This is a genomic window from Microbacterium phycohabitans (assembly GCF_032464935.1).
GTDB classification, from domain to species: Bacteria; Actinomycetota; Actinomycetes; order Actinomycetales; family Microbacteriaceae; genus Microbacterium; species Microbacterium phycohabitans.
The window spans coordinates 25235-49469 of record NZ_JAWDIT010000008.1; the positions used below are offsets into that span (position 1 = coordinate 25235).

At 71.3% G+C, this 24235-nt stretch carries 22 protein-coding genes, 1 tRNA gene and 1 pseudogene; 9 read left to right on the plus strand and 15 right to left on the minus strand.

Annotation, left to right across the window (positions count from 1 at the left end; all coding sequences use genetic code 11):
* Positions 1–56: 56 nt before the first annotated feature.
* Positions 57–1631, minus strand: coding sequence for a phosphotransferase (locus RWH44_RS15950; RefSeq protein ID WP_316005335.1), 1575 nt, complete (start codon positions 1629–1631; stop codon positions 57–59).
* A 110-nt stretch (positions 1632–1741) separates the two neighbouring features.
* On the opposite strand from RWH44_RS15950, the gene nudC reads away from it, so the two are divergent.
* Positions 1742–2665 carry an NAD(+) diphosphatase gene (gene nudC / locus RWH44_RS15955; RefSeq protein WP_316005336.1) on the plus strand — a complete coding sequence of 308 codons (924 nt, stop codon included), beginning with the start codon at positions 1742–1744 and terminating at the stop codon, positions 2663–2665.
* A complete protein-coding gene (locus RWH44_RS15960) occupies positions 2662–4413 on the plus strand; it encodes an ATP-dependent helicase (RefSeq protein ID WP_316005337.1) in 1752 nt (583 codons plus the stop codon). Before nudC ends, RWH44_RS15960 begins: the two co-directional genes overlap by 4 nt.
* A gap of 1054 nt (positions 4414–5467) precedes the next feature.
* Here the strand turns inward: RWH44_RS15960 and RWH44_RS15965 are convergent.
* Positions 5468–6931: a zinc-dependent metalloprotease gene (locus tag RWH44_RS15965; RefSeq protein WP_316005338.1), complete on the minus strand. Its 1464-nt coding sequence runs from the start codon at positions 6929–6931 to the stop codon at positions 5468–5470.
* A 128-nt stretch (positions 6932–7059) separates the two neighbouring features.
* Here RWH44_RS15965 and RWH44_RS15970 point away from each other — a divergent pair, with 128 nt between their 5' ends.
* Both RWH44_RS15970 and RWH44_RS15975 read left to right on the plus strand, forming a co-directional pair.
* Complete coding sequence (locus RWH44_RS15970; RefSeq protein ID WP_316005339.1) at positions 7060–8187, plus strand: YlbL family protein; 1128 nt, start codon at positions 7060–7062, stop codon at positions 8185–8187.
* 43 nt (positions 8188–8230) lie between these two features.
* Positions 8231–11182: a UPF0182 family membrane protein gene (locus RWH44_RS15975; RefSeq protein ID WP_316005340.1), complete on the plus strand. Its 2952-nt coding sequence runs from the start codon at positions 8231–8233 to the stop codon at positions 11180–11182.
* A gap of 292 nt (positions 11183–11474) precedes the next feature.
* On the opposite strand, the gene RWH44_RS15980 is transcribed toward RWH44_RS15975, so the two are convergent.
* The 7 genes from RWH44_RS15980 to idi are packed head-to-tail and all read right to left on the minus strand — an operon-like array spanning position 11475 to position 17101.
* Positions 11475–12365, minus strand: coding sequence for a prenyltransferase (locus RWH44_RS15980; RefSeq protein WP_298872005.1), 891 nt, complete (start codon positions 12363–12365; stop codon positions 11475–11477).
* The gene (locus RWH44_RS15985; protein WP_316005341.1) at positions 12362–12697 is read right to left on the minus strand and encodes a lycopene cyclase domain-containing protein; all 336 of its coding nucleotides are present in this window, start codon (positions 12695–12697) and stop codon (positions 12362–12364) included. The genes RWH44_RS15980 and RWH44_RS15985 overlap by 4 nt, the downstream gene beginning before the upstream one ends.
* Positions 12694–13065, minus strand: a complete 372-nt coding sequence (locus RWH44_RS15990) for a lycopene cyclase domain-containing protein (RefSeq protein WP_316005342.1) — start codon at positions 13063–13065, stop codon at positions 12694–12696. Before RWH44_RS15990 ends, RWH44_RS15985 begins: the two co-directional genes overlap by 4 nt.
* 1 nt (position 13066) lies before the next feature.
* The gene (gene crtI, locus RWH44_RS15995; protein ID WP_316005343.1) at positions 13067–14623 is read right to left on the minus strand and encodes a phytoene desaturase family protein; all 1557 of its coding nucleotides are present in this window, start codon (positions 14621–14623) and stop codon (positions 13067–13069) included.
* Positions 14620–15489 carry a phytoene/squalene synthase family protein gene (locus RWH44_RS16000; protein ID WP_316005344.1) on the minus strand — a complete coding sequence of 290 codons (870 nt, stop codon included), beginning with the start codon at positions 15487–15489 and terminating at the stop codon, positions 14620–14622. The genes crtI and RWH44_RS16000 overlap by 4 nt, the downstream gene beginning before the upstream one ends.
* Positions 15486–16553: a polyprenyl synthetase family protein gene (locus tag RWH44_RS16005; RefSeq protein WP_316005345.1), complete on the minus strand. Its 1068-nt coding sequence runs from the start codon at positions 16551–16553 to the stop codon at positions 15486–15488. The genes RWH44_RS16000 and RWH44_RS16005 overlap by 4 nt, the downstream gene beginning before the upstream one ends.
* Positions 16550–17101, minus strand: a complete 552-nt coding sequence (idi, locus tag RWH44_RS16010; protein ID WP_316005346.1) for an isopentenyl-diphosphate Delta-isomerase — start codon at positions 17099–17101, stop codon at positions 16550–16552. The genes RWH44_RS16005 and idi overlap by 4 nt, the downstream gene beginning before the upstream one ends.
* A 132-nt stretch (positions 17102–17233) precedes the next feature.
* Between idi and RWH44_RS16015 the strand changes: the two genes are divergently transcribed.
* Positions 17234–17644 (plus strand): MarR family winged helix-turn-helix transcriptional regulator, encoded by a 411-nt coding sequence (locus tag RWH44_RS16015; RefSeq protein WP_316005347.1) that lies wholly within the window; start codon positions 17234–17236, stop codon positions 17642–17644.
* Between the two features lie 205 nt (positions 17645–17849).
* Here the strand turns inward: RWH44_RS16015 and RWH44_RS16020 are convergent, their stop codons facing one another.
* The 5 genes from RWH44_RS16020 to RWH44_RS16040 all read right to left on the minus strand — a co-directional run bounded on the left by RWH44_RS16020 (position 17850) and on the right by RWH44_RS16040 (position 20689).
* Positions 17850–18509 carry a formylglycine-generating enzyme family protein gene (locus RWH44_RS16020; protein ID WP_316005348.1) on the minus strand — a complete coding sequence of 220 codons (660 nt, stop codon included), beginning with the start codon at positions 18507–18509 and terminating at the stop codon, positions 17850–17852.
* Positions 18506–19426 carry an SMP-30/gluconolactonase/LRE family protein gene (locus tag RWH44_RS16025; protein ID WP_298872029.1) on the minus strand — a complete coding sequence of 307 codons (921 nt, stop codon included), beginning with the start codon at positions 19424–19426 and terminating at the stop codon, positions 18506–18508. Before RWH44_RS16025 ends, RWH44_RS16020 begins: the two co-directional genes overlap by 4 nt.
* Before the next feature lie 50 nt (positions 19427–19476).
* A complete protein-coding gene (locus tag RWH44_RS16030; protein ID WP_316005349.1) occupies positions 19477–19965 on the minus strand; it encodes a cupin domain-containing protein in 489 nt (162 codons plus the stop codon).
* A 65-nt stretch (positions 19966–20030) separates the two neighbouring features.
* On the minus strand, positions 20031–20387 hold the full coding sequence (locus tag RWH44_RS16035; RefSeq protein ID WP_316005350.1) for a hypothetical protein: 357 nt from the start codon (positions 20385–20387) through the stop codon (positions 20031–20033).
* Positions 20388–20615: 228 nt separating this feature from the next.
* Positions 20616–20689 (minus strand) — tRNA-Met (locus RWH44_RS16040).
* Positions 20690–20772: 83 nt separating this feature from the next.
* On the opposite strand from RWH44_RS16040, the gene RWH44_RS16045 reads away from it, so the two are divergent.
* The 3 genes from RWH44_RS16045 to RWH44_RS16055 all read left to right on the plus strand — a co-directional run bounded on the left by RWH44_RS16045 (position 20773) and on the right by RWH44_RS16055 (position 22600).
* Positions 20773–21270: a DUF6328 family protein gene (locus tag RWH44_RS16045; protein WP_316005351.1), complete on the plus strand. Its 498-nt coding sequence runs from the start codon at positions 20773–20775 to the stop codon at positions 21268–21270.
* Positions 21267–22073 carry a carbon-nitrogen hydrolase family protein gene (locus RWH44_RS16050; protein ID WP_316005352.1) on the plus strand — a complete coding sequence of 269 codons (807 nt, stop codon included), beginning with the start codon at positions 21267–21269 and terminating at the stop codon, positions 22071–22073. Before RWH44_RS16045 ends, RWH44_RS16050 begins: the two co-directional genes overlap by 4 nt.
* 104 nt (positions 22074–22177) lie before the next feature.
* Complete coding sequence (locus tag RWH44_RS16055) at positions 22178–22600, plus strand: nuclear transport factor 2 family protein (protein WP_316005353.1); 423 nt, start codon at positions 22178–22180, stop codon at positions 22598–22600.
* 6 nt (positions 22601–22606) lie between these two features.
* Here the strand turns inward: RWH44_RS16055 and RWH44_RS16060 are convergent, their stop codons facing one another.
* Positions 22607–23812 (minus strand): aminotransferase class I/II-fold pyridoxal phosphate-dependent enzyme, encoded by a 1206-nt coding sequence (locus RWH44_RS16060; protein WP_316005354.1) that lies wholly within the window; start codon positions 23810–23812, stop codon positions 22607–22609.
* 201 nt (positions 23813–24013) lie between these two features.
* On the opposite strand from RWH44_RS16060, the pseudogene RWH44_RS16065 reads away from it, so the two are divergent.
* Positions 24014–24235 (plus strand): annotated as a pseudogene (locus tag RWH44_RS16065) (serine protease); the annotation flags it as partial.

The window sequence follows — 24235 nt, forward strand, 5'->3', positions numbered from 1 at the left end:
GCGTCCCAGGGCGAGATCCGCGCCTCGAACCGCCGGGGTGAGGTTCGGCTTCCGCCTCAGGCGTTGTCGCCCGCCACGCCCCAACGGCGCAGCGCCGCGCGGCTCGCGCGCGCGGCGTCTTCCTCGTCGTCGACCGCCGAGTCGCCGCGCGGTGAGTCGCCGTGCGGTGAGTCGCCGTGCGCCGAGTCGCCGATCGACGACCCGTGGACCGGCGCGCCGCTGACCGGTGCGCCGCTCACCGGCGAGTCGCGGACCGGCGAGTCGCGGAAGGACGATCCGCCCAAGGACGAACCCTGCGCGCCGGACGGTTCCGAGCGCTCGCGATTCACGGGCTCCGCGCCGGACGAGCCCCACGACGCGTCCGTCTCCGTCTCACCGCGAGACTGCGGAGCGCGGGCGACGTCGTCGTCCCACCCGTCGAGGTCGATCGGCGCGGTCTCCTCGGGATCGATGTCGTCGCGCGCGGGCAGGTCATCGACGTGGATGGCGCCGGTTTCGGCATCCGGTCCGGGGGATTCGAGCGCCTCCGCGAGTGCTTCGGCCGCAGCCACGCGATCGCGCTCCGCGGAGAGGTAGAGCGACAGGGCCTCAGGGTCGTAGGCGTCGGTCTGCATCGACGTGTCGACGACGGCGGGGGCGACGACGGGCGGGACGGATTCGACGAGGGCCAGGGCGTCGTCGATGTCGCTGCGTGAGTCGGGCACGATGTGGTCGCCGCGCACGCCGTCCGCCAGGGCGTCGAGAAGGGCGACCGCGTCGGCGACGACCTCGCTCTCACCGGCGTCGTGACCGTGGACGAGCCAGCGGGCGAATTCGAGCTCCGCGTACAGGCGGGCGCGTTCGCGCAGCAGCGGGTCGGGGGAGCGTTCGCCGGCGGCGGCGTACCCCGCGTGAACGTCGTCGGCCGCCAGCGGCGCCGAGGCCAGCCAGCGGAGGTCGACGGCGGGGTCGCCGACGCTGAGTCCCGCCCATTCCAGGATGCCGATCACGTGCGGCACGCCGTGCTCGTCGTCCGCGAGCACGACGGAGGAGCTCGTCGCCCCGCCGAGGATGACGGCGGACTCGAAACGCCAGAGGTCGTCGACCTCGACCGCACGCCGCCAGCGCATCATGAGATCGTCGCCGACCCGGCCGGTGGCGTCGGCGCGGTCGAGGAGGCGCGTGACGTCGTCGCGCACCTGCTCGGAGGAGCGTACGGGGAGACCGTCGGTGCGCACGATCGATACGGGGAGCGCGTGCACCGCGGCCAGCGCCGCACCGATCGCGGGGGCGTAGCCCGGGCCCTTGGGCAGGTGCGCGGGGTCGATGCGGTACCCGTCGATGTGATCGACGACGAGGACGCGTTGGATGCCGGAACCGGCCTCGCCGAGCACCTCCGGCACCGCGAAGGGCAGCAGGGCACGCACACCCGCGGTGAGCGCGTGGAGCGCTCGGGCCTCGGCGGCGAGATCGGCCGAGGCCTCCTCGCTCGCCGGCATGCGCACGACGACCTCGCGTCCGTCGTCGGTTCGAGCGAGGGCGGAATCGAAGCGTCCACCGGTGTTCTCCGTCAGCACGCTGACGTTGGTGATGGCGGTGCGCGGCAGGGCCGCCGTCGCCGACGCGGCTAAAATGAGGGGCGAGCGTGCCATGCCCCCCAGGGTAGGTCGGGCTTTCACCCGTCCGCCCGCGCCACGCCCTTCTGCGGTGAGGTCGGGCCGTTGATCCGTCCGTCCGCGTCCGCCCGTCAGAGAGGTGTCAGATGCCGCATTCCGCGCCCGCCCCGGTCGAACCCCCGCTCCCGTTGCGCCTCGACCGCTCCGGCGCGGAGCGCGACGATGATCTCCTCGTCGAGCGCGTGCGCGCCGACGCCTCGACCCGTGTCCTGGTCGTGCGTCGCGACGCCGCACCGGTTCGCGCGGGTCGCCTCGTGCTCGTCGACGTGGGGCACCTGGCATCCGGTCCGCCGGCCGTCCGCGAATGGGCGTTCCTCGGTCGAAGCGCCGACGGCGCGGCGATCCTGCTCGCGGTGGTGCCCGACGACGCACCCGACGACCTCGTTCCGGATGCCGAGTGGGCCGCACTGCGTGCGGCCGGGGGCGGTCTGCCCGAATCGGAGGCGGAGGTCTTCACCACCGCCGTCGCTCTCGCGGGTTGGCTGCGTGACGCGCCGTTCTGCCCGGCATGCGGCTCGCGCACCGACCTCCGGCACGCGGGATGGTCACGGCATTGCCCGTCGTGCGGTCGCGAGCACTTCCCTCGCACCGACCCGGCGGTGATCGTGCTGGTGCAGTCGGCGGGATCGGACGATCGCATCCTTCTGGGGGCGAATGCCGCGTGGGGCGGCGATCGGTACTCCTGCTTCGCGGGATTCGCCGAAGCCGGGGAATCGCTCGAAGACGCGGTGCGTCGCGAGGTCGGCGAAGAAGCCGGTGTGCGGCTCGACGGCATCTCGTACCGCGGTTCGCAGGCGTGGCCGTACCCGCGTTCGCTGATGCTCGGCTTCCGCGCGCGCGTCGTCGCCGACGACGAGGCCCGCGCCGACGGCGAGGAGATCGTCGAGGTGCGCTGGTTCGACCGCGACGAGATCGGCGCGTCGCTGCGTGGCGAGGGGCCGGTGCAGCTGCCCGGGCCGGCATCCATCGCCCGCAGGTTGATCGATGACTGGTTCCGGGGCGTCGTATGACCGGGCCCCTCGACGGACTCGACGAGCACCAGCTCGAGGCGGCGCGCGCCCTGCGGGGGCCCGTCTGCGTGCTCGCGGGAGCCGGCACGGGCAAGACCCGCGTGATCACGCGGCGCATCGCGCACGGCGTCGACACGGGCGCCTATTCGCCGCAGCGAGTGATGGCGGTGACCTTCACCGCGAAAGCGGCGGGCGAGATGCGCGGCCGACTGCGCGCTCTCGGCGTGTCGGGGGTGTCGGCGCGCACGTTCCACGCCGCAGCCCTGGCCCAGGTCAACTTCTTCTGGCCGACGCTCGCGGGCGACCAGGCCCCCTCGATCATCGACAACAAGGTGCGGATGCTCGCGCACGCCGCCGATGGGGTGGGACTCGCGCCCGACACCGCGACCCTGCGCGACGTGGCGGCGTCGATCGAGTGGCGCAAGGTCACCCTGCGCTCGATCGAACAGTACGCGGCCGATCGCCCCGAAGGGGTCGGCCGACTCGGCGTCGACCAGGTGGTCGCTTTGCAACGCGCCTACGAGAAGCTCAAGGACGAGCGTCGGCAGATGGACTTCGAAGACGTCCTGCTCACGTGCGCGGGCATGATCGAGGCGGAGCCGCGGGTCGCGGCGGCGGTGCGCGAGCAGTACCGGCATTTCACGGTCGACGAGTACCAGGACGTCTCGCCCCTGCAGAACCGTCTGCTCGAGCTGTGGCTCGGCGATCGGCGCGACCTGTGCGTCGTCGGCGACGCGAGTCAGACGGTCTATTCCTTCACCGGAGCCGACGCGCGCTACCTGCTCGAGTTCGAACGCACCCACGACGACGCGCGGGTGGTGCGCCTCGAGCGCAACTACCGCTCCGCCGCGCCCGTGCTGGCCGTCGCCAACGACCTCATGCGGGGCCGCGCGGGTGCCCTCGAGCTGGTCGCGGCCCGCGCCGACGAAGCGCCCGTGCCGACGGTGCGCGCGTTCGACGACGACGAGGCCGAGGCCCAGGCCGTCGCGCGCTCGATCGCGGAGGCTCTGGCCCGCGGTGTCGATCCGCACGACGTCGCAGTGCTCTACCGCTCGCACGCGCAGTCCGCCGCGGTGCTGACGGCCCTCGCCGCGGTGGGGATCGCGGCCTCCGTGCTGGGGGGACGCAAGTTCTTCGACCTGCCGGAGGTGCGTCAGGCCCTCATGGCGTTGCGGGCCGCCTCGGTGGCTCCGATGCAGACCGGGTTCCTCCCGACGGTGCGAGACGTGCTGCGCAGCGTGGGGCTCACCGATGATCCGCCGGAGGCGGGCGGTGCCCTGCGCGAGGCCTGGGAGGCGCGCGCGGCGCTGCTGCGCCTGGCCGAGGAGGCGCCGGAGGGCACCGACCTGCGCGGCTTCACCGACGACCTGCAGGCACGCGCGCGCGACCAGCACGAGCCGACGACCCGCACGGTCACTCTGGCGACGCTGCACGCCGCGAAGGGTCTCGAATGGGACCACGTCTACCTCATCGGTGTCAGCGAAGGGCTGCTGCCCATCTCGTACGCGAAGACGTTCGAGGCGGTCGACGAGGAACGTCGTCTCGCCTACGTCGGGGTCACGCGCGCGGCGCGGACGCTGTCGGTCAGCTGGGCTCGCGGCTTCGGGCGCATGGAGCGGTCGCCGTCGCGCTTCCTGCGGGAGATCGGCAGTGGCAGTCTGCACTCGGCCGATGCAGCTCCCAGACCCGCGGGAACGAATCGACGTCGAGGCGCAGCGACCGCGTCGTCGCCCCGCTCGGCGCGCTGAGCAGGAAACGCGCGGCGCGCCCCGCCTCTGCGGCGAGGGCGACGTCGACGTCGGGTCGGGGGCGTCCGACCAGCTGCGCGGCCACCACCGGCCAGTGCGGATCGTCGCGACGGCGGTCGGCGTCGAGGCACGCCAGGCACGCCGTGCGGCCCGGCCGCACCACGGGCCCGATCCGCGCCCGCCCTCCGTCGAGCGTGAGCGGCAGGTGCGTGACGTCGTCGCGCATGTACGTCGCCGCCCGACGCGGGTCGACGCGGAACGCGCCGAGCATCACCACCGCGGCGCCCGGTGGAGCCGTCTCTCCCGCCGGTCCGGCCCACGGAAGGACGCGGCTGCGCGCGGGAAGGGCGGCCTGGACGGCGCGGACGACGCGCGGCGGCAGGTCGTCGGCGGTCTGGAGCACGATCGGGGGATGCCGCCGGCGGGCGCGGAGCGCCGGGGCGATCTCCGCGAGCAGCTCGTCGGCCGCGCCTGCGGGCGCCCCGTGCAGGCGCGCCAGGCTGCGCACGGCCGCGCGCGTGGTGCCCTCGACGAGAGCGCTCACGACGACGTCCACCCACTCGGCGGCGAAAGGCGTGACGGCGAGGGCCGGAGCACCGAACTGCACGCGACCGTCGTCGTGCCAGAGAGGCACGGCGGAGGGGGAGAGGCGGATCATGGCCCGATCATCGCGCGTCAACCGTCCGCGGATGCCGTTGTCCACACGCACCCGTCCGCGGAGACGGGGTGGGGAGGAGGCGTCCTCCGCACGGCCGGCAGCATTCCCGGCGACCGATCAGCCCAGGTGAGAGACCGTGACGACGGGCTCCCACCCCGGACACGCGACGCCGCGTGGCCTCCGCCCCGGGAGTAATCGCGACAAGGGCCTCCACCCCGGACACGCAACACCGTGTGGCCTCCGCCCCGGGCGCGCAATCGCGACAACGGGCCTCCACCCCGGACACGCAAGACCGTGTGGCCCCCGCCCTGAGCGCGCAATCGCGACAACGGGCCTCCGCCCCGTGCACGAAAAATCGTGGCGAGGAGCCTCCGCCCCTCGCCACGATCACCGTCGTCACACCGGTCGCTGGTCTCCCGGCGCGGCGTCGTCGTCGGGGTCCGCCTCGGGGCCCGAGCCGTCGGCATCCGTCGGTCCGCGTCCGTCCGCGTCGGCGGAGGGCGCCTCGGACTCGGCATCCGCTCGTCCGCCGCTGGCTTCCTCAGCCAGCAGCTGGGCGAGTGCGTCGTCCATGGCGTCGGAGGGGGCCGCCTCGCCGCGGGAGGTCGCGGTGACACGCGCGATCAGCGCGGCCGGGTCGTCGATGTCGTCCGACGAGGGCATGAGGTCGGGGTAGTCCCACAGTGCGTCGCGCCCCTCGACGCCGACGGCCGCGGTCACGGCCCGCCACATGGCCGCGGCTTCGCGCATGCGGCGAGGACGCAGCTCGAGCCCGACGAGCGAGCCGAGGGCCTGCTCGGCGGGACCGCCCACCGCGCGGCGACGCCGCACGGCCTCGGCGATGCGGGCGGCCGAGGGCAGGCGCGAGGTGGCGTCCTCCGTCACGACGTCGACCCAGCCCTCGATCGTGGCGAGCAGGTTCTCGAGGCGCGTCAGGGCCGCCGTCTGCTCCTCGGAGCGCTCGGGCAGCAGCGCGCCGCTCTCGAGCGCACCGCGGAGCTCGTCGGGCTGCGACGGGTCGAAGCGCGAGGCGAGCTCCTCCAGAGCGTCGGTGTCGACGCGGATGCCGTGCGCGAAGTCGCGCACCTGCGAGATGACGTGCAGACGCAGCCAGCGCGCGTGCCGGAAGAGGCGCGCGTGAGCGAGCTCGCGCGTGGCGAGGTAGAGGGCGAGCTGGTCGTCGGGGATCTCGAGGTCGCGGCCGAAGTCCGCGAAGTTCTGCGGCAGGATCGCGGCGTCGCCGTCGGGCATGAGCGGGATGCCGACGTCGCCGCCGCCCACGACCTCGGTCGACAGACGCCCGACCACGTGGCCCAGCTGCGTGGCGAAGAGGGACCCGCCGACGGTGCGCATGAGTCGGCCCGCGCCCGCGATCATCTCCTGCATGTCTTCCGGTGCCTGCTGCCCGAGGGCGGCGGTCAGCGCGTCGGCGATGCTCGTGGCCACCGGCTCGGCGAGCTCCTGCCACACCGGCAGGGTCGCGCTCACCCAGGCGCCGCGCGTGACGGCGCGCGGCGGGCGCGGGAGGTCGCTGATCGTGGTCGCCTCGCCCAGCCAGAGCCCGGCGAGGGTGAAGGCCTGATCCAGATCGGTGCGCTGGCCCGTGGTCACCCCGAGGCCGTCCTGATTGGCGATGTGCAGGGCCTGCCGCTCGGCGAGGCTCCAGTCGACGCCCTCCTGCGTGCCGGCGAACGCGCCCTGGAGCTGGTTCATGACCTGCTGCAGCATCGCGGGGTCGATCTGCATGCCCGACAGGCGCGAGAGCTGCTCGGGGTCGATGCCACTGGTGTCGCCCGACATGAGGCGACGCATGAGCTCCTGGAACTCGTCCTCGGGGCTCCGGTCGTCGTCGTCTGCCACTTCAGCCGCCTTTCAGCCAGGTCTGGGGGAACGAGATCTACGCTAGTCGCACGTTTCCCCGCAACAGTCGGCCCGGCCCCTCGCCGCTTACGCCGCGCGCGAACGACCACGACGAAGGACTCCCCACTGTGACGCTGTTCGATGAGAACGTCTCCCACGCGCCCGCGCCCCGACAGCGCTGGTGGCGCGGCTCCGTCGTCGGCATGTGGTCGCTCGCGGTGGCGTTCGTCATCCTGTTGGTGATGTCGCTGCTGCCCTCGGCCTACGTCATCCAGCAGCCCGGGCCCGTCTTCAATACCCTCGGCAGCACCACGACCGCCGACGGTCAGGAGGTGCCGCTCATCACCGTGCCCGAGGAGAAGGACACCACGACGACCGGTCAGCTCGACCTGCTCACGGTGCAGGTCAGCGGCAACCGCGAGCGCACGCCCTCGTGGTTCGAGTTGGCGCAGGCGTGGTTCGACCGCTCCCGAGCCGTGGTGCCGATCGACCGCATCTTCCCGGCCGGTCAGACGACCGAGCAGCGCAACACCGAGAACGCCGCCCTGATGAGCGACTCGCAGCTCGAGGCCAGCGCCGCGGCCCTGCGCGAGCTGGGGTACGACGTGCCCGGCGAGATCGCCGTCGGAACGGTCGACGACGCCGGAGCCGCCGCGGGCGCGCTGCAGGTGGGCGATGTCATCACCTCGGTCGACGCGGTCGCCGCGGCCAACGTCGACGCGGTCCGCGCCACGGTGCAGGCCGCCGCGGGCGCTCCGGTCACCGTCGGCTACACCCGCGACGACGCCCCGGGCACGGTCACGGTCACGCCGAAGCAGACGGAGGTGGACGGTCAGCAGCAGTGGCTGCTCGGCATCGGGCTGCAGGAGTCCTTCGATCTGCCGGTCGACGTCAAGATCCAGCTCAACGACGTCGGCGGACCGAGCGCGGGCATGATGTTCGCCCTCGGCATCATCGACAAGATGAGCGAAGGCGACCTCACCGGCGGCCAGCACATCGCCGGCACCGGCACGATCGACGCCGACGGCAACGTGGGCCCGATCGGCGGCATCCGCCAGAAGCTCTACGGAGCACGGGATGCCGGGGCGACGGTGTTCCTCGCCCCGGAGGCGAACTGCAACGAGGTCGTCGGCCACGTGCCCGACGGCATCCGGGTGTTCTCGACCTCGACGCTCGAGCAGTCGATGACGGTGCTGCGCACGATCCGGGAGGGCGGCGATCTCGACGCGCTGCCGACGTGTGGCTCGGGAACGTAGCATTCACGGCGAACCCCCGGAAGGCCGCGCCTAGGATGAAGAGGTGACCACGACCTCAGCGCCGAACCAGGCCACGCCCCCGAACCGCTCTCGACGGATCATCTCGATCACCCTGGCGGTGATCGCAGCGCTGGTCGTGGGGTTCTTCGTCTTCGCGAACCTGTACTCCGATTGGCTGTGGTTCTCGCAGCTGGGATTCACGGGCGTGCTGACCACCCAGTGGATCGCACGGACCGTGATGTTCGTCGTCGGCTTCCTCGCCATGGCGATTCCGGTCTGGGGCGTCATCCAGCTGGCCTATCGCCTCCGCCCCGTCTACGCGCGTCTGAGCTCGCAGCTCGACCGCTACCAGGAGGTCGTCGAGCCTCTTCGCCGCCTCGCGATGTGGGGCATCCCGATCTTCTTCGGCTTCTTCGCCGGCTTCGCGGCCTCCGCGCAGTGGGAGACCACGTGGCTCTGGGCCAACGGCGTCGCGACCTCGACGACCGACCCCCAGTTCGGCCTCGACACGGGCTTCTACCTGTTCGGGATGCCGTTCTACGCCGCCGCCCTCGGATTCGCGTCGGCGGTCGTGCTGGTGTGCCTGCTGCTGACCGGCGTCGTGTCGTACCTCTACGGTTCGGTGCGCATCGGTCAGCGCGAGCTGCGCATCTCCAAGGCCGCGCGCATCCAGCTCGCGGTGCTCGCCGGCCTCTACCTGCTCCTGCAGGGGGCGAGCCTGTGGCTCGACCGCTTCCGCCAGCTCGTGGAGCCGTCGGAGCGCATCACCGGTCCCGGCTACGTCGGCGCGAATGCCGTCATCCCCGGTCAGACGATCCTCGCGATCGCGGCGGTCATCGTGGCCCTGGCGTTCTTCGTCACGGCGTTCATCGGACGCTGGCGCTACCCGCTCATCGGAACCGCCCTGCTGGTGGTCTCGGCGATCGTGGTGGGGGCGGCCATCCCGTGGGCGGTGACCACGTTCCAGGTGCGCCCCAACGAGCTCACGCTCGAGAGCCAGTACTACCAGCGCAATCTCGACGGCACGAAGGCCGCCTACGGCATCGACAACGTCGAGAAGGAGAACTTCCAGGCCACGACCGAGGCCGAGGCCGGCCAGCTGCGCAACGACGCCGAGTCGACCGCGCAGCTGCGCATCATGGACCCGGCGATCATCGGCCCCACGGTCCGCCAGCTCGAGCAGTACCGGGCGTACTACCAGTTCACCAACCCGCTCGACGTCGACCGCTACACGATCGACGGCAAGACGCAGGACACCGTGGTGTCGCTGCGCGAGCTGAACATCGGCCAGCTGGGCGACGCCGCGTCGTGGCAGAACACGACGCTCGTCTACACCCACGGGTACGGCATGGTCGCGGCCGCCGGCAACGAGCGCACCGCCGACGGCGACCCGGTGTTCCTGGAGCAGGCGATCCCGGGCACGGGCTTCCTCACCGACCTGAACTACGAGCCGCGCGTCTACTTCGGCGAGAGCTCGCCCCCGTACTCGATCGTCGGCGCGCCCGAGGGCACCGACCCCGTCGAGCTCGACTACCCGCTGGGAGCGGACGGCGGCACCGAGACCCGCACGACGTTCAGCGGTGACGGCGGACCGAGCGTGGGCAACGTGTTCAACCGCCTCATCTACGCGCTGAAGTTCCAGTCGGAGCAGATCCTCTTCTCCGACAGCGTCAACGCCGACTCGCAGATCCTCTACGACCGCGACCCGAAGGAGCGCGTGCAGAAGGTCGCGCCGTACCTCACCCTCGACAGCGACCCGTACCCCACGGTCGTCGACGGTCGCATCAAGTGGGTCATCGACGGTTACACGACGAGCTCGAACTACCCGTACTCCACGGGCGTCTCGCTCTCGCGCGCCATCGCCGACTCGAACAACCCGGCCCCGACCTATGCACTGGATGACATCAACTACATCCGCAACTCGGTCAAGGCCACGGTCGACGCCTACGACGGCTCGGTCGACCTCTACGCCTGGGACGACCAGGACCCGCTGCTCCAGGCGTGGCAGAACATCTACCCCTCGTCGCTCAAGCCGTGGACCGAGATGTCGGCCGACCTCATGAGCCACGTGCGCTACCCGACCGACCTCATGAAGGTGCAGCGTTCGATGCTCGGCGTCTACCACGTCGACGACGCGACGTCGTTCTACCGCCAGGACAACCGGTGGACCACTCCGAACGACCCGCAGGATCCGGCGACGTTCCAGCCGCCGTACTACCTGACGATGAAGATGCCGAGCCAGGACGAGCCGACGTTCTCGATGTTCACCAGCTTCATCCCGGCATCCCAGGGTGGTCAGGCGCGCAACGTGCTCACCGGCTACCTGGCGGTCGACGCGAACGCCGGCGACGTGAAGGGCACGAAACGGGAGGACTACGGGCGATTGCGCATGCTCGTGATCGACTCGGCGACCACGGTGCCCGGACCGGGTCAGGTGCAGAACACCTTCGACTCCGATACGAACGTGTCGTCGCAGATCAACATCCTCCAGCAGGGGCAGTCGCAGGTGCTCCCGGGCAACCTGCTCACGCTCCCCGTCGGCGGCGGTCTGCTCTACGTGCAGCCGGTGTTCGTGCAGTCGTCGGGCGACACCAAGCTCCCGCAGCTGCGACGGGTGCTGGTCGCCTTCGGCAACAAGATCGCGTTCGAGAACACCCTCAGCGAGGCCCTCGACACGCTCTTCGGCGGCGACTCCGGAGCGAGTACCGGCGACTCGACGGTGACCCCGACCGATCAGAACGCGGGCGACGGAACGACGACGAACCCGTCGGTTCCGGCGGGTGACTACGCGGCCGCGCTGCAGGAGGCGCGTGACGCGCTGAGCGCACGCCAGGCGGCGTTGACGAGCGGCGACCTCGCCGGGTTCGCCACGCAGGACGCCCGCCTGACCGCGGCCGTGCAGCGTCTGCTCGACCTCGAGAGCCAGGGCCAGGGCGGCACGGCGACGCTGTCGCCGACCCCCACCCCCACCCCGGAGGCCACGCCCGCGGGCTGAGCGCAGCCCTCACGTCGACGCCGGCGTCCCGCACCGCGCGGGGCGCCGGCGTCGACGTTCCGGCGCTCCGCGCGAGGTGGCTGAGCTTGTCGAAGCCACCGGCTCGCCACGGGATCGGTCCCTTCGACGGGCTCAGGGACCTGCGTTGCGGTTTCGATCGGTGATCCAGTCGAGGTGGCTGAGCTTGTCGAAGCCACCGGGTCGTGGCGGGATCGGTCCCTTCGACAGGCTCAGGGACCTGCGTCGCGGGTCCTCAGGGAGCTCCGTTGCGGCTCCAGCCCTACGCAGCGCGTCACGCGCTCAGGAACCACCACCAGATCAGCAGCATCGTCGTGCCGAAGCCCGCGATCTGGTTGAGCCACAAGAAACGGTTCCAGCCGGCGGTGGCGCGGTCGCTCTCGGCATCCGTCACGTTGCGGTACGGCCAGCACACCACGAGGTACGGCACGACGAGCACGGCGGCCAGCGGCCCCGGCCACGCGGTGAAGAGCATCGCGACCCCCGCCAGCGCATAGGCGGCCAGGGCGAAGCGCACGGTCCATCGCGCCCCGCGGGCGGTGGCGATCGACGAGATGTCGGCGGCGCGGTCGGCCTCGACGTCCTGCACGGCACCGAAGGCGTGCGAGGCGACCCCCCACAGCGCGAAGGCCACGAACACGAAGACGAGCTGCCAGGTCCACACCGCGCCCGCGAGCACGAGGCCGTAGACCGCGGGGGAGAAGAAGTGGATGCTGCTGGTCATCGAATCGAGGAACGGGCGTTCCTTCAGTCGCAGCGGGGGTGCCGAGTAGAACACGACGAAGAACAGGCTGAGCGCCAGCACGAGCCACGACAGCGGCGAGCCGACGATCACGAGGTAGACCACGAAGGGCACGCACGACAGCGCCGAGGCCCACAGCGTGATCGGGTGCATGCGCTTCGCGAGCACGGCGCCGTGGGTGCCGCCCTTGCGCGGATTGCGCAGATCGGACTCGTAGTCGAACACGTCGTTCACGCCGTACATCGCGAGGTTGTACGGCACGAGGAAGAACACGATGCCCACGATGAGCGTCACGTCGATCTGCCGCGTGGTGAGCAGGTAGGCCGCGGCGAAGGGGAAGGCGGTGTTGATCCAGCTCACCGGGCGCGACGAGACGAACAGTTCGCGGACGATGCGCCCGGGGGTCAGGGCGGGCGTGGTCATGCGGTGTCCTTCTGGGCGGGAAGAGCGGAACGGGATGCCGTGGGCGTGAGGAGCGTGAAGAGAGCCGGCACGAGGAACGCCGCGCACAACGGGTAGGCGAAGTCCTCGATCGGGGCGAGACCGAGCTTGAGTCCGCTGAGGTGCTGCTCGGGGTACGAGAACAAATCGACGGCGATCATCAGGTTGTCGAAGACGAGGGTGAGGCCCACCAGCACGAGGGCCGTGAGTGCGGAGGATGCCATGCGCTCGGCGAATCGCGGACGCCGACGCGTCGCGAGCGTCACGAGCACCGTGACGACCACGAAGGGGACGACGATCAGCGGATAGGTCACGCCGACTCCTCGAGCGGGGCCCGGTGGGTCGCGCTCCGCCCTCCACCGTGCCGGCGTCGGGCGGCGGCCCGGCGCTCGAACACCGCGACCATCACGACCGCGAGGTAGCTCAGGAACAGCAGGAAGAAGACCTCCTCCAGCGGCAGGTGCGGGGCGAGGGTCACCCCCACGAACAGCGGACTATCGCCCTTCACGAACACGCCCGTGGCGATGCCGACGAGGTCCCACGCGAGGAAGAACGACGTGGAGATCAGCACCGTCAGCGTCGTGCGCACCGGGGCGACCCGCAGCGCCAAAGAGTACTTCAGGTCGATGAGCATCATGCCCACCAGCGAGAAGAGGATGGCGCCCAGGTAGATCCCCGGCACGTCAGACCGCCGCGCGCGTGGGTTCTGCCAGGGGGCCGGGGGTCGTGTCGCCGGTCATGCGCTTGACCACGAGCTCGGCCGAGATCAGGCACATGGGAAGACCGATGCCGGGGAGCACCGAGGTGCCCGCGTAGTAGAGGTTGTCCACCTTGCGCGAGCGGTTCTTCGGACGGAAGATCGCGCTCTGGTTCAGGGTGTGCGCCAGCCCCAGCGAGTTGCCGTGCCAGGCCTTGAGGTCGTGGGCGAAATCCTCGGGGGCGATGGTCTTGCGCACGACGATGCGGTCGGCGAAGTCGGGGATGCCGGCCCATTCGCCGATCTGCGCGATGACGCGGTCGGCGGCCGCTTCGATGCGCTCGTCGCCCGCGCGATCGACGCCTCCGCGTCCGCTGACGGGGTCTGCCGGCACCGGGACGAGCACGAACAGGTTCTCGTGGCCCTCGGGGGCGACGGAGTCGTCGGAAGCGCTCGGGCGGCACACGTAGATGGATGCCGGATCGGGGATGCGCTTGTCCTCACCGAAGATCGCGTCGAAGTTCGTGTGCCAGTCGTCGGTGAACAGCAGCGTGTGGTGGGTGAGCTGAGGCAGCTCTCCCTTCACGCCGAGCAGCAGCAGGAGGGCACCGGGGCTGGGCACCTTGTCCTTCCACCACTTCTCGGGGTACTGGCGGTCCTTCTCCTCGAGCAGGTCGTTCTCGGTGTGGTGCAGGTCGGCGCCCGAGACCACGGCATCCGCCGAGATGACCCGTCCGTCGGCCAGGCGCACGCCGCGGGCGGTACCCGACTCGGTGATGATGGCATCCACGGGAGACGACGTCTCGATGCGCACCCCGCGCTCGCGCGCGAGCTTCTCGATCGCCGTGATGATCTCGGTCATGCCGCCCTTGGGGTACAGCACGCCGTCGCCCAGGTCGAGGTGGCTCATTAGGTGGTACAGGCTCGGCACCTCGAACGGGGAGCCGCCCAGGAACACCGCGGGGTAGGCGAGGATCTGCTGCAGGCGCTTGTTCGAGAAGTCCGTCGTCACGCGCTTCCACAGCGTGCGGGTGAGCAGCGGGATGAGCGTGGGCAGGCGCTTGATGAGCGCGGGGTCGCGCAGGCCCTTCGTCGAGGAGTACGGGTCGTAGAGGAACTTCGACGTCGACAGCTCGTAGGCGTCTTTCGCGGAGTCGAGGTACGCCTCGAGGTTCGGTCCGGAGCCGGGCTCGTGCTCCTCGAACAGGGCCCGCACGGCCTCGCGGCCCGAGACGATGTCGATCGGGTCGCCCTTCCCGGGAGGGCCGTAGACGCGATACGCGGGGTCGAGTCGTACGAGGTCGAGCTGCTCGTCGGCGCTCGTGCCGAGCAGGCGGAAGAAGTGGTCGAACACCTCGGGCATGAGGTACCAGCTCGGGCCGGTGTCGAAGCGGAAGCCGCCGCTCTCCCACGATCCGGCCCGACCCCCGAGCGCGTCGCGCGCCTCGAAGAGCTGGACGTCGTGGCCGCGGTCGGCCAGAAGGGCGGCGGTGCCGAGACCGGCGATGCCGCCACCGACGACGACGATGCGCTGGGCGCTCATGAGCGGGAACCTTTCGGGGGACGCCCGAGGAGGGCGCGGGCGGCGAGGGTGGCTTTGACACCGTCGGGGACGCGGACGCGGGGTGCGCCGGCGGGGGAGAGACGCAGACGCCGGGACAGCTCGGCGAACAGGTCGTGAGCGCACGTGACGGCCGCACGGCAGTCCGGCGGGAGGTGCGGGATGACGGCTGCTGCCGCCGCGAGGTCGGCGTCGATGCGGTCGAGCACCGCGGTGCGCCGCTCGTCGTCGGCCGCGCCGTCGAGGTAGTCGCGCCCGAGGCGGTCGGCGTCGTCGGAGAGGTCGCGCAGGAAGTTCACGTCTTGGAAGGCCGCCCCGAGCCGCCGGGCGCCGTCGACGAGGTCGGCGGCGGGCTTCGCGGGGGCCGACATCCCGGCGTTCAGGAACACCTGCAGGCACATGAGCCCGACGACCTCGGCCGAGCCGTACACGTAGGCGTCGTGCGACATGTCGTCGTGGGCGGTGGTGTCGAGGTCGGTGCGCATCGAGGCGAAGAACGGGGCGATGAGGTCGTCGCCGATCCCGCACTCGCGGGCCGTTCGCGCGAAGGCGTGTACGACGAGGTTGGCGCTGAAGCCGCTCGCGATCGCCTCCGCCACCTCGGCCTCGAGGCCGTCGAGCACCGCGCGTTCGCGTTCGGGGTCGAGGCCGGCGTCGTGCGCGGGTCCGTCGACGATCTCGTCGGCCACCCGCACGAGGGCGTAGATGTTGCGCACGTGCGGTCGCGGGCGCGGCCCGAGCAGTCGCGCGGCGATGCCGAAGGAGGTGGAGTACCGGGAGATGACGGCGGCGGCGACGTCGTCGGCCGTCTGCGAATACAGCTCGAGACCCGTGGGGGCGTTGCTCACGGAATGCGCTCCTGCACGGCCTCGACGAGCTCGATGAGCATGAGGCGGCACTCGGTGGGCAGTGTCGAGGCCTCCACGATCGCGACGGCCTCGTCGAGCGTCTCGCACACGAGCACCTCGAGGCGCGAGCGGGCCCCCGACTTCGCCAGCGCCGTCTGCGCCGCACGCACGGCGACGGGGCCGGTGTGGGCCTGGGCGAGGGCGGCGCTCACCTCGGGCCAATCGGCGCTCTCGCGCGCGAGGGAGATGAGATGCGTCTTCTTCGCCTCGCGCAGGTCGCATCCCTCGTCCTTGCCGGATGCCGCGGCCGTGCCGAACGCGCCGATGAGGTCGTCGACGAGCTGGTAGGCCAGGCCCAGCCGCTCGCCGAAGCGCTCGAGCGCCCACTGCGTGGACCGCTCGGCCCCGGCCATCACGGCCCCCGCCTGCAGGGGAGCGGAGAACGAGTACACGGCGGTCTTGTCGTGCGTGGTGCGCAGCACGGTGTCGGGATCGACGTCACCGGGGGAGACGGCGTTCTCGACGTCGGCGAGCTCTCCGGCGGCCGAGACGAGCACGGCGTCGTCGACGAGCTGCAGCAGCTGTTCGCGGAGGGATGCCGGGATCTCGGCGACCGCGATCATGCGTCCGGCCTCGTGCAGCAGCAGGTCTCCGGCGAGGATCGCGGCGGCGTCTCCGAGAAGCGCCGCGCCGCCGGCATCCGCGCCCTTGTCGAGTCCGCGTCGGCGGAACTCGCCGCCGATGTTGGGGACGCCACGGCGCTCGACGTCGTGGTCGATGACGTCGTCGTGCACCACGAAGGCGGTGTGCAGCAGCTCGAAGGCCGCGGCGACCTCGTACAGGGCGGGCCGCGCGATCGCCGGGCCGTGCAGCGTCTCGAACGCGGCGACGACGAGGAGGGGTCGGAAGCGCTTGCCGCCGCTCGCCGCACGACGGATCGAGGCTGCCAGGGCGCGCGCGCCGTCGCCCAGGGGGGCCACGCGTCGATCGAGGCGTTCCAGGGCGAAGTCGACGGCGGCGTCGATGCCCTGTCGAGCGAGGGGGGTGGAGTCGAGGGTGATCATGATGCGCGCCTGACCGCGGGCGGCATCTCGAAGAGGTGAAGCTGCTGCGCCTGGAGCACGAGCCAGGGGCTGAACGCCCACGGCGTCGCCTCGAGGGATGCCGCGAGGTCGAGCGGGTCGACCCAGCGGTACTCGGCCACCTCGTCGGGGTTGGGCTGCGGCTCGTCGTCGGTGTGCGCGACGTAGACGGGGCAGATCTCGTGCTCGACGATGCCGGTGGCGTCGACGGCACGGTAGCGGAAGAGCGGGAGCGCGAGCTCGACGTCGCGCACCGCGAGACCCACCTCGAAGTCCGCGCGCCGGTGCACGGCCGAGAGCACGGGCTCCGCGGGAGCGGGGTGACCGCAGAAGGAGTTGGTCCAGACGCCGGGCCACGTCTTCTTGTGCAGGGCGCGGCGCGTGACGAGCACTTCGCCCCGACTGTTCATCACATGGCACGAGAACGCGAGGTGCAACTGCGTGTCGGTGCCGTGCACGCTCGCCTTGGGCGCCGTGCCGATCTCGTTTCCGAAGTCGTCCAGGAGGACGACATATTCGGTCTCGCTCATCGTGCCTCCCGTTTGCTAGTTTAGCTAGCGATGTGAGCCCGACTATACCCAGCGCGAAAGGGGGTGTCCACTGTGGACAAGGCCGTGTCGACCTCTGGTACAAGGCCCGCCGTCGCGCATACGCTTCGCGCGGTGCAGACCCTCAGCGACGCCCTCGATCGCATGCACAGCGGCATGAAGGGCGACATGGCGATGAACGCCAGCGACCTCGCGACGCTGCGCATGCTCACCATCCGCGAGAGCCGCGGGCAGATGGTCAGCCCGCACGACGTCGCCACGCATCTGCGCATCTCGACGGCGTCGACGACGAAACTCATCGACCGCCTCGTCGCGTCGGGTCATCTCGAGCGAAGACCGCATCCCTCCGACGGCCGGGCCCGCGTCGTCGTGCTCACCGACAAGTCGCGGCGCGAGTTCTTCCAGCACTTCGGCGCCCACCTCGGCGCGATGCGCGACATGGCCGCGCACTTCGACGACGCGCAGCTCGAGACGGTGGCGTCGTTCATGGACCAGCTGACCGAGGCGATCTCGACCGAGGACTGACCTCACCCGGCAGGTGACCTGGGCCGGGGTGGTCGGCCGGCGGAGGACGCGGAGCTCGCGGATGGGTCCGGTGGCTTCGACAGGCTCAGCCACCTGGCCCGCGGGGCTTAGCGACCTGTGCCGCGGGGCTCAGCGACCTGTGCCGCGGGGCCCGGTCGCACGACGGAGGACCCTGAGCTCGTCGAAGGGTCCGGGACCCCGCGCCTCAGCTCCGCGACGGCAGCGGACCCCGCGCCACGCGCACCCCGACGTCGTCGAACGCGTCGCGAGGCCGCCCGCCGCGCCGCGCTGCGGCTCGCACGAGCGCCGGCGCATCCGACCAGCCTCCACCGCGGAACACTCGCGCGTCGCTCTCGCCCTCGGGGTCGTAGAGGTCGCTGCACCACTCCCACACGTTGCCGAGGGTGTCGAACAGCCCGTGCAGGTTCGGCATCCGGGCTCCGACATCGACCGGACCGCTGAGCCCGTCGCCCGCGGTCCACGCGACCTCGCGCACGGGCCCGTAGGCGGTGCCGGTCGAGCCGGCACGGCACGCGTACTCCCATTCGTCCTCGGTGGGGAGGCGGAATCCGTCGGCGTCGGGATCCGGGGTCACCACCTCGCCGTCGAAGGAGTAGAGGGGGTCGAGCCCCTCCCACTCGCTCAGGGCGTTGCAGAGGCGGATGGCCCGCAGCCAGCTGAGCTCGGTGGCCGGACGACGCGGATGCCGAGAGGGGATGCCGAGCAGTTCGGCGAGCTGTTCCTCGGTGACGGGGTAGACGCCGATCTCGAAGGAGGCCACCTCGATCTCGCGACGTTCGGCGCCCCGCTGGTCGCCGCGCAGCACGCGTCCGGCGGGGATCCGCGCCATCTCCACATCGCTCACGCGAGTTCCACCATCCACAGATCGCTGTCGCCCGTGATGAACAGGCGCTTCTCGTCGGCGTCGAAGGTGCAGTTGCTGACGACGTGCGGGGTGGGGATCACGCCGAGGCGCTGCCCGTGGTCGTCGACGATGACGACACCCGCTTCGCTCGAGATCCAGAGCCAGTCGCGGCTGTCGACGGCGAATCCGTCGGGGATGCCGGCATCCACCGTCGCGAAGGTGCGCGGAGCGCCGAGCGTCTCTCCGTCCCAGCTGCACGCGACCACGCGGGGGAGCGCGGTGGCGTTCGACTCGGCGACGTAGAGGGTGCGCTCGTCACGGCTGAAGGCGAGACCGTTGGGCTGGTCGAGGTCGATCATGCGGGCGAGGCCCGTGTCGTCGTGCCACCGGTACACGCTCTGGTGGGGGAGGGCGGGCTCGGCGGGGTAGCCCTCCCGCGGATCGGAGATGCCGTAGGTGGGGTCGGTGAACCAGATCGCCCCATCGGAGGCCACGACCAGATCGTTCGGCGAGTTCAGCGGCGCGCCCTCGAAGGCGTCGACGAGCAGACGCGTGCCCTCGGAATCGGTGCGGCTCACGCCCCGTCGGCCGTGCTCGGCCTGCACGAGGCGTCCCTGGTCGTCGAAGGCGTTGCCGTTGGCGAAGTCGCTGCGGTCGCGCACCGTGACGATGCTGCCGTCCTCCCGGCGGGCGAGCGTGCGACGACCGATCACGTCGCTGAAGACGACCGCGTTCTCGGCCGGCCACCACACCGGCCCCTCGGCCCAGGTCGCGTCGTCGTAGAGCGAGAGCAGACGAGAGGATGCCGGAAGCACGGCGGCGAGACGTTCGTCCCACACTCGCGGGCGTGCGACGTCGACGACGCGGGGCTCGCGGGGCGGTTGCAGGACACGTCCGTCGATGGGGATCTGGGGCATGCCGACAGTCAACCCCGTGCACAGGTCGCGCCGGGGCGGGTTGACGGGGCTCAGCCGAAGGGGTGGGGCGTGGGGGCGGCGGGCGAGGCGGCGAACTGGATCAGCACCTGCAGGCACGGCTCGTCGCCGACGGTGCCGGAGAGGTGACCCGTCTTCCCGTCGATCGCGGCCGTGTCGGTGTCCTGCCCGAAGTGGACGTCGCCGGGGCCCATCTCCACGCGCGAGCCGTCCTGCGTCTCGAGGAACCAGCGCCCGCGCAGGGGGATCACCCACTGCGGATGGGGCGAAGGATGCCACTGACCCACCCATCCGACCGGCAGTGCGGCGAAGAGCACGGCCGAGACCTCCCCGGGGAACGGCCGCATCCACTGCGGGTCGGCACCTCCGCCCACGCTCTGCAGTCCGAAGCCGCGCAGCGTGGACTCGTCGAGGCGGCTCGTGCCGTCGACGTCGGTCCACATGTGCACGAAGGGCAGGGTCGGGGGAGTGGAGGCGTCGCGACCGTCGTTGTCGAGCGGCGCGGTCGTGGTGGTGTGCATGGGACCGAGTCAACTGCGCCGGGGGCGCGCGGCGTTCGCTCTTGACGTCGGCAGGGGGCGACGTGCTACTTCGCCGAGTCCGTCTCTTTGCGCATGCGCCGCACCTTGACCGAGACGAGCACCGCCGCCGTCGCGAGGGCCAACGCGCCGCCGCCCACCCAGAATGCGAGCAGCGTCGACGCGTCGACGCCCGACGGGCGCAGAGCGTGCGCCGCCGACGTGGGGGCGATGACCGACCCGTCGGTGGTGAGCGGCAGCGTCTCGACGCCCGACTGCGACGACGCGGCCTCGAACGCGGATGCCGTCACGGCGGCGTGCGCACCCGTCGAGGTGGCGGCGGCGGAGGCGCCGGCCGAAGCACCCACCGCGAAGAGGGTCGCGAGCGCCAGCGACACCGCACCGTGCGTGAACAGACGTCTCACGAGTGCCTTCTTTCGAGGGAGTCCGCGACCGGGGGGTGCGCGGTGACCTGTGGCTTCACACATCGTTGAGCGAAATCAATCACTTCCCTCAGTATCTCCCGGGTGGACGCGATGCACAACGCACAGCGCCGCGACCGACGCCGCGAGGCGCGTGGCTCGAGAGGATCGACGCGCACTCCGGGGGAAGGCAGAAGGCCCCGGATCTCGCGATCCGGGGCCTTCTTCTTGTTGCGGGGACAGGATTTGAACCTGCGACCTCTGGGTTATGAGCCCAGCGAGCTACCGAGCTGCTCCACCCCGCGGCACAAGAGAAAACATTACGCCGAGATGAACGACATGGCAAATCCGGACGGACCGCCCGGGAGTGTCGCGGCAAGATGGGCCGGTGAGCAACACTTTCGACGATGTCGCCGACGGACGCCCTGAAAGCCCCGCGCAGCGCGCCGACCGCAATTGGAACGAGATCCTGCAAGAGCTCCGCGTGCTGCAGACGGGCACGCAATTGCTCACCGGCTTCCTCCTGGCCCTCGCCTTCCAGGCGTCGTTCGCCGATCTGTCGACGGCCCAGCGCACGTTCTATCTGGTGCTGATCTGTCTCGCCGCCCTCAGCTCCGTGCTGGCGCTCGCACCGGTCGCGCTGCATCGCGCGGTGTTTCACCTGCAGGTCAAGCCGTCGCTCGTGCGCGTCGGGCACAACTGCCTGCGCGGTGCTCTCGCCCTCGTGTCGATGCTGCTGGTGGGAGTGGTGGTGTTCGTCTTCGACGTCGTCGTGAGCCTCGGCGCGGCGGTGACGGCCGGAGTCGTCCTCGGGCTCGTGATCCTCGTACTGTGGGTCGTGGTGCCGGTATTCGTCCGACGCCGGGGGAGAGGGGCCGCTGAATGAGTCACGACACCGTCGGAGTCGCCGTGGCGCAGTTCGCCCCCGCGGCGTCGCGCGAGGCCAACCTCGCCGACATCACGGATGCCACCCGCACGGCCGCTGCGCGTGGAGCTCGCGTGGTGGTGTTCCCCGAGTACTCCAGCTACTTCGTCGACCCGTTCGACGCCTCTCTCGCAGACAACGCCGAAGACCTCGACGGACCCTTCGTCCAGGCCCTCACGGCGCTCGCGGGCGAGCTCGACGTCGTGGTCGTCGCAGGGCTGCTCGAGCGGGCCGACGACGGCCGGCGCGTGCGCAACACCGTCGTCGCGGTGGCGGGCGACGGCATCCGAGCGGTCTACCGCAAGCTCCACCTGTACGACGCCTTCGGCCAGCGCGAGTCCGACTGGGTCGAGCCCGGCGAGATCGCCCCGCCGCAGACGTTCGAGACCGCGGGGCTGCGGTTCGGGCTCATGACCTGTTACGACCTTCGCTTCCCCGAGGTGGCCCGCACGCTCGCCGATGCCGCGGTCGACGTGGCCCTGATCCCCGCCGAGTGGGTGCGCGGACCGCTCAAGGAGCACCACTGGCGCACCCTCGTGCAGGCCCGGGCGATCGAGAACACGTTCTTCGTCGCCGCCGCCGACCACTCGCCACCGCTCGGGGTCGGTCACTCGATGGTCGTCGACCCTCAGGGTGTCACGATGGCCCAGATCGGCACGGCGACCGACGTCGCGGTCGCCCACCTCGATCCGGATGCCATCGCCCGCGTGCGGCGCGTCAACCCCGCGTTGGCGCTCCGCCGGTTCCGCGTCACGCCGCGCTGACCTGACGGTCGCCCCGTCCACCGACGCCGGCCCTCGGCGTTCACCCGATCGACGCCGTCCAATCGCTATGCGGCGGTGCACGGGGGCTCCCTAGCATGTGCGGTATGACCGACCACAGCGAGACCCCCTCGTCCCCGATGGCCCCGGTGCGGCGTCTGCTGACGGCGATCACCGACGGCGATCTCGAGACGGCCGTGCAGGCGTTCGCCGACGGGGCGCGCGTCATGCGGGTGCGCTACGTCGACGGCCGAGCCGCCGGCGGCCAGAGCCTCGCGGTGGGGCGCGCCGACATCCGGCGGTGGCTGGCCGAGATCATCTCGCGCGAGGTCTCGGTGGACATTTTGGAGGACCATCTCGAGGGTGAATCGCTGGTCGTGCGGACCGCGTGGTCGATGCGGGGGTTCGACGGCGAGCGCGTGCACTCGTCGAGCCTCGGCGTATACGAGGTCGTCGACGGACGGATCACGCTGCTGCGGGCGACGTCGAGCGAGGAGGAGGGCGCGGGCCGACCCGTCGCCCGCGTCTGACGGGCGTCAGTCGCGCCGCATACCGGCCAGTCGTTCCGCGGCCTCGGCGAGCACCTCCACCCGCTTGCACGCCGCGAACCGAACGAGCGTGGCGTACCGATCGCGGTGCGCGGGCGAGACGAAGGCGGTCAGGGGGATGCCGACCACCCCGGCCCGGGCGGGCAGCTCGCGGCAGAACGTGTCGGCGTCGGTGGCGCCGAGCGGGGCGGCATCCACCACCGTGAAGTACGACCCGCCCGGGGTGGACACCTCGAACCCGGCCGCACGCAGGCCCGTGCCCAGAAGTGCGGCTTTGGCGGCCATCTCGGAGGCGACCGAGGCGAAGAACGCGTCGGGCAGGCGCAGGCCCACCGCGATCGCCGGCTGGAAGGGCGAGCCGCCCACGTACGTGAGGAACTGCTTCACAGCGAGCACGGCCGACACGAGCTCTGCGGGTCCGGTGACCCAGCCGGTCTTCCACCCGGTGAGCGAGAAGGTCTTGCCGGCCGACGAGATCGACACCGTGCGCTCGGCGGCTCCGGGGAGGGTGGACAGGGGCACGTGGGGGCCGTCGAAGACGAGGTGCTCGTACACCTCGTCGGTGACGATGATCGCGTCGTGCCGGTGCGCCAGGCGCACCACCTCGTCGAGCACCTCGCGCGTGAACACCGTGCCGGTGGGGTTGTGCGGGTCGTTGACGAGGATCACGCGCGTGCGGTCGGACACGGCGGATGCCAGCTGCTCGAGGTCGGGCTGGAAGTCGGGCCACCGCAGGGGCACCGGTACCAGCGTGGCGCCGGAGAGGGCCACGCACGCGGCGTAGGAGTCGTAGTAGGGCTCGAACACGACGACCTCGTCGTCAGGCCCGTCGATGAGGGCGAGCAGGGTCGCGGACAGCGCCTCGGTGGCTCCCACGGTCACCAGCACCTCGCGAGCGGGATCGAGCTCGATCCCGTAGAAGCGGCGCTGGTGCTCGGCGACGGCGGCGAGCAGGTCGGGGAAGCCGCGCCCGGGGGCGTACTGGTTGAGCCCGTCGGCGATCGCGCGGCGAGCGGCCTCGAGCACGGCCTCGGGGCCGTCTTCGTCGGGGAAGCCCTGGCCGAGGTTGAGCGCTCCGGTGGTCGCGGCGAGCGCGCTCATCTCGGCGAAGATCGTGGGGACCGAGGAGCCGTCGGCGGCGAGGAGTCCCGCGCCGCGGGCCGTACGCTGCCAGGCGCCGGGAATGTGCTGCATGCATCCAGGATGCCGCACCGTGCGCGGCGCAAGCGGGAATGCCGTCACGGGGCGACGTGCTACATCTCAGGAGGGGGCGTCCCGCTCCTCCGACCGCTCGCGGCGGCCTGCTGCGAGACCCATAGAGGCGACTCACGCTCGTCATAGGTGACCCACAGGATCCGCGGTCATCGTAGAAGCACCTGGTAGAAGGAGCATCCCATGAGCGACACCACGGACAACCGTCCCGAGGGTAACGACAACAGCCACAACGCTGAGGCGCCCACGTCGTCGCAGCACCACACCCCGACCTCCGCCGGCACCGACGCCGCGCACACCCCGGCCGCGCCCGCCGCCGACGCGAACGTCGCGCCCCGCGCCGACGTCCCCCCGGTGCCGACGCGCTCGACCGCGGCCGCGGCCGCCTCGTGGCCGCCGCCGGCC